At 60.2% G+C, this 5372-nt stretch carries 6 protein-coding genes; 4 read left to right on the top strand and 2 right to left on the bottom strand.

Features of this window, described 5'->3' with window-relative positions:
* On the bottom strand, positions 1-454 hold a 454-nt coding region (locus tag F6X40_RS40835), incomplete at its 3' end, for a LysR family transcriptional regulator (RefSeq protein WP_187631804.1).
* A gap of 143 nt (positions 455-597) precedes the next feature.
* Between F6X40_RS40835 and F6X40_RS40830 the strand changes: the two genes are divergently transcribed.
* Complete coding sequence (locus F6X40_RS40830) at positions 598-1428, top strand: TerC family protein (RefSeq protein WP_184072711.1); 831 nt, start codon at positions 598-600, stop codon at positions 1426-1428.
* Between the two features lie 98 nt (positions 1429-1526).
* Positions 1527-1844, top strand: coding sequence for a zf-TFIIB domain-containing protein (locus F6X40_RS40825; protein WP_187631803.1), 318 nt, complete (start codon positions 1527-1529; stop codon positions 1842-1844).
* An 800-nt stretch (positions 1845-2644) separates the two neighbouring features.
* Here the strand turns inward: F6X40_RS40825 and nhaR are convergent.
* Positions 2645-3541 (bottom strand): transcriptional activator NhaR, encoded by an 897-nt coding sequence (gene nhaR / locus F6X40_RS40820; RefSeq protein ID WP_184072707.1) that lies wholly within the window; start codon positions 3539-3541, stop codon positions 2645-2647.
* Positions 3542-3687: 146 nt separating this feature from the next.
* Between nhaR and F6X40_RS40815 the strand changes: the two genes are divergently transcribed.
* A complete protein-coding gene (locus F6X40_RS40815; RefSeq protein WP_187631802.1) occupies positions 3688-4179 on the top strand; it encodes a CBS domain-containing protein in 492 nt (163 codons plus the stop codon).
* A gap of 82 nt (positions 4180-4261) precedes the next feature.
* Positions 4262-5209 (top strand): Tim44 domain-containing protein, encoded by a 948-nt coding sequence (locus F6X40_RS40810; protein WP_187631801.1) that lies wholly within the window; start codon positions 4262-4264, stop codon positions 5207-5209.
* Positions 5210-5372 lie beyond the last annotated feature (163 nt).

Here is a 5372-nt window from a genome sequence, read left to right as displayed (position 1 = left end):
GCGGCGCGGGCTGGCTGGACAGCACGAGATCCAGATGGTGATGCGCCAGTTCCGCCAGCAGGTCTTCCGCCTCGCCTTCGTGGCAGAGCAGCCGTAGCGAAGGCGTGTCCAGCACGCCCGCAAGAATGGCATGGACGGCCAGCTTCGAAATGCCATCCGTCAAGCCGACCGCGAAGCGCGCGACGGTCCCGCTGGCCGCTTCGCGCACTTCGTCGTGCAACGCGCGCCCGATCTGGAAGATTTCCTCCGCTCGCGCATACGCCGCCTGTCCCGCTTCCGTCATAGCGACGCCGCGTCCGGCGGGCTTCAGCAGTTGATGTCCGAGCGATTTTTCCAGTTCGCGCACCTGCGCGCTGATGGTTTGCACCGCCATGTCGAGCCGTTCGGCGGCGCGCGCAAACCCGCCTTCCTTCACGACGACCCAGAAATAGTGCAAGTGCCGGTAGTTGAGCATGTGTGGCCTCACTTCGGAAAACCCGAACCAACCGTCAGCTTATCACTGGTTTTTTCGAATACGGCGCCAGGCGATCATGCTTTCCACAGGCTGTGACCCAGTAATCAGCCGTTTTCTTCTCAACCGCACAACGACGCTCGCAAATGGAATCCTTACTGACCCTGGCCGCCGATCCTGCTGCATGGGCTGCACTCGTGACGCTCGTCGTGATGGAGATCGTGCTTGGCATCGACAACCTGATCTTCATTTCGATTCTGAGCAACAAGCTCCCCGAAGCGCAACGCGCGCGCACGCAGCGTATCGGCATCATGCTGGCGCTGCTGATGCGGCTCGGCCTGCTGGGCACCGTCGCGTGGATCGCGCGTCTCACCGAGCCTGTGTTTTCCGTGTTCGATCACGCGTTTTCGTGGCGCGACCTGATCCTGCTCGCGGGCGGTCTGTTCCTTGTGTGGAAGGCCACGCGTGAAATGCATCATCACGTGAGCCGTGACACCGAGGCGCACACGAATCCTGCGATGGGCGTCGGCGGCCTGACGGTGACGGCTGCCATCGGCCAGATCCTGCTGCTCGACCTCGTGTTTTCCGTCGACAGCATCATCACCGCGGTCGGCATGACGGATCACCTGCCCATCATGTTCATTGCAGTGATCGCTGCTGTCACGGCGATGTTGTTCGCGGCTCGCCCGCTGTCGAAGTTCATCGAGCGCAATCCGACCATCGTCACGCTTGCGCTGAGCTTCCTGCTGGTGATCGCGATGACGCTGATTGCCGAAGGTTTTGGTTCGCACGTGCCGAAGGGCTACATCTACACGGCCATGGCGTTCGCAGGCTTCGTCGAAGGCATGAACATGATGGCGCGGCGCAGAAAGGACAAGCGCGAGCACGAGGCGGCAGTTTTGGAAGCGGAGCGTGAAGCCGGCTCCGAAGCAAGGTCTGAAAAGACGCAGACCAGCGGTTCGGCTTTCTCGAACTGAACGAAGCGGACTGAAGCGGACTGACAGAAGTATCGGGGCGGTTGAACGCCGCCCCGACCGGCAGCACAAAGGTTGAACGTTACGAAAGGAGCAACGCAATGAAGTGCCCCGTTTGCAAGACCCCCGATCTGCTGATGACTGAGCGTCAGAACATCGAGATCGACTATTGCCCGACATGCCGTGGCGTATGGCTCGATCGCGGCGAGCTGGACAAACTGCTGACCCAGATGCAGGACACGCCCGAACCGGACAACAGAAGCAATCAGGTCGAACGCGACGCGCGCTACGGCGACCGCGACGGCCACCATGACCAGCTGCGGGGACGGCGCAACGATTCTTACCACGGCGATCAGCGCAAGCACTACGATCCGCGCCGCAAGAAGAAGTCACTGTTCGATATGTTCGACTTTGACTGACCTGCATGCGTCCTGCGCTCGAACTGTTCTGGCGGGCATTCCACAACCGGCGCCGTCTCGCAATTGCGTTGTGGCGCTATCTGAAGGACGGGGTGATACCCGAGGGGGCGCAGCTGAAGTCAGTGATCCGCAAAGGCGTTCCGACAACATCACCATGGAAAGCGCGGGACACGATGTATGGGCGGTTTGAAGTGAACATGCGCGTGGGGTGCCCGGGTTACTCACGTAACCGATTCTTGAGATGGGGCGTGCTCCCGAAAAGAAATTCCGGTGCAACGCGCAACAGATGAGGCTGGCTAGCCGCCAGCGGATAGACGGTGGTGACTGCGACACGAAGTTGCTTGCAGGAGCTGTTCCCGCTTCAACATGAGGGAACCGCCCGTGTCACCCGGCGCGTCTAGGAGTCTGAATAAAGAGCGACTCTGACAACGTAACGAAGCATCGCAAGATGCGGGGTATCAATCGCGAGAGGCGTACCCTTCACATCGGAAACGGCCATAGCCTTCATCTGCCCGGCCGTTTGATCAGGCGAGCCGTCGGCCGCAAACTTTGGATAGATCGCGTATGGACGTCGACTCGATATAAAACGCATGCGTGCTTCTCGCGGACATTAGCAATCTGTTCATCGCTCTAATGGAATAGCGATAGTAGCTATTGTCATCATCGAATTGAACACGCGTGCGTTCGCATCGAGACCTTCGAGGTGATCGCCGCGTTCCCGCTACGTAAGGGGCCGCAAGCGCGCTCAAACCCGGGTGTTGCCGGCATCGCGAGGTCATCCTACACAGAAACGGCCCCGCCTAAACGTTGAACAGTTCGCTACGCGCCGCGTCCATGATCATCGCGACAGCCGGGTGGCTGATGTGGCGCTCGATAGAGATTGCAAAAAATTCCTCGACGATCGAATTGATCTGCCCGACTATCGTCAGGTTGTGCTCTGTCTGCAACTGGCTTTCGAGCACGGTTGGCGCGAACAGCAGGCCGCGGCCTTCGCGGCCGAATGCCATGGTCATCGCTCCGTCGTCGAACTCGCCGACGATGCGCGGCGAAATGGCGTGCGAGGCGAGCCAGTGATCCAGCTTGCGCCGCACGGCGGATTCGGTGCCGGGCAGTAGCACAGGCAGCTTGTCGAGCGACATCGGGAAGCGTTTTTTGCTGCTTTGAATCAGCGCCTGGGTTGCGAAGCAGCTTAGCGTCGAACGTCCGAGGCGGTGATTGAACGCCTTGATGTTGACGTCGACGGGAATGGGGGCGTCCGCGATGATCAGATCGAGGCGGTGCACGGCCAGTTGCGCGAGCAGCGCGTGCAGTTTGCCTTCGTGGCAGATCATGCGCAGCGACGCCGACGCGCTCAGCGCGGGTTCCAGCAGCCGGTACGCAATCGCCTTGGGGACCGAATCCGCGATCCCGACGCGAAACCGCGTTTGCGCACCGGATTCGCTTTCGCGCCGCACAGCGCTTTCGAGTTCCGAACCTAACGAAAATATCTCGTCGGCGTAATCGAGCGCGAGGCGCCCCGCATCGGTCAGTTCGAGCGTGCGGCCGGTTTTCCTGAACAGCTTCTTATCCAGCGCCTCTTCGAGAAGCTTGATCTGGCCACTGAGCGTTTGCGGCGTGATGTGCAACTGCTCGCCCGCGCGCACGATGCCGCCCGCGCGAGCCGCGACCCAAAAGTAATAGAGATGCTTGAAATTCACGAACCCTCCACCGATTACCGAAAGATATGTTTTTCTCGAAGTATCAACAATAAAAATACGAATTTTATGTTGGCATGGGTTCAGTTAGATTGAGACCTCGCCCCGAAGCGTCGGCGGGCGTTTCATGAAGCTGACAGAGGTGACATATGGCATCGGTTGCAGAATTGCTGCGTGCGAAAGCTTCCCGGACAGTGTGGTCGATCGAGGCATCCGCTTCGGTTTGCAACGCGATATCGATCATGGCTCACAGGGAGGTTGGAGCGCTCATCGCCGTGCACGACGGGCGCATAGCCGGCATCGTGACGGAGCGCGATTACGCCCGGAAGATCGTTCTGATGGAACGCTCGTCAACGAATACGCCTGTGCGCGACATCATGTCGACGGCGGTGCGTTATGTCAGCCCGAAGCAGACGACGGACGAGTGCATGGCGATCATGACAGAACATCGGATTCGCCATCTGCCTGTGCTCAGCGCAGGGCAGGTGACAGGAATGGTGTCGATCGGCGACCTCATCAAGAACCTGATTTCCGAGCAGGAACACACCATCCGGCAACTGGTGCACTACATCCACGGCAACGGTTTTCACGCCGCTTTTGATGGATCGAAGGCACAACCGGCGGCGAGCTTGCGTAGCTAAAAATATTACTGTTCGTAATGTATTTGCGCGCGCAAATGGAGCGCGTTGCGGGCAGTTTCGCGACTCATCGAAAGAGGTTTTTATGTACACGCAAATCATCAACAAATTACGACGTGCTGCCGGTGCAGTCACGCGCGGGACGGCCGCGCTCGGTCTGGCGGGACTGCTGGCGCTGGGCGCCGTGGCGTCGACCGACGCCGAGGCGAAGCGCGTAGGCGGGAGTCAAAGCATCGGGCGGCAGTCGCAGACGGCGTCGCCGTCTGGACCAGCGCAGCGAAGCCAACAGGCACAGCCGGCACAACAGGCCGCGCAGGCGCCAGCTGCGGCAGCAGGTAACCGCTGGATGGGCCCGCTGGCTGGTCTCGCTGCGGGCCTTGGGATTGCAGCATTACTGTCGTCGTTTGGCCTGGGCGAAGGGCTGGCGCAGATGCTGTCGAATGCGTTGCTGATCGGGGCGGTGATTTTCGCCGGCGTGATGCTATTCCGCTTTATCGCCAACCGGCGTCGTCCGGATCTTGCCTATGGACACGGTCCCGTGAACCGCCAGCAAACGAACGGCTCACGGTTTCTGAATCAGATCCCGCAAGCGCGGGGCTGGCCGAACGCGGCGATGGGTTCGACGGGAGCAGCGGACACGGAGAGGACAACGGGACGACCACTCGAGCAGGATCAGGCGGCGTTTCTTGAATCGGCAAAGACCTTGTTCATGCGCCTTCAAGGCGCATGGGACCGGAACGAGCAGGGTGACCTGTTCGAATTGACGACGCCGGAGATGTTCGCGCAAATCAAGCGGGATCTCGAAGCTCGGGGTCGCCAGGTGAGTCATACGGAAGTCACGCAACTTGACGCGGAAGTGCTTGGCACAGAACGCAATGCGGATGAAACGCTGGTTAGCGTTCGCTTTTACGGTCAAATGCGGGAAGACGATGCGCCGACTGCCCAGCCGTTCCAGGAAGTCTGGAACATGGTCAGCGACGCACGTGGCAACCAGGCGTGGCGACTGGCCGGCATTCAGCAAATTGACGGATGAGAGCGTAGTTGAAACCGGCAGCGGCCTGCTGCCGGTTACTCGTGAGGGTGGTGCGCGCCGCGGAACTACCTGAGACCAACCTTTCGCCAGCGACCGTGCGTGAGAAAGTCGAGCGCCACTTGCGGAGTGGCAAACGCTGGGCGCATGAGGCGATGGTCGGCCA

The sequence above is a fragment of the Paraburkholderia sp. UCT31 genome (assembly GCF_014397655.1).
Lineage (GTDB): Bacteria > Pseudomonadota > Gammaproteobacteria > Burkholderiales > Burkholderiaceae > Paraburkholderia > Paraburkholderia tuberum.
Note: the sequence above shows the minus strand (reverse complement) of the source record. Positions and strands in the feature narration are given on the sequence as shown.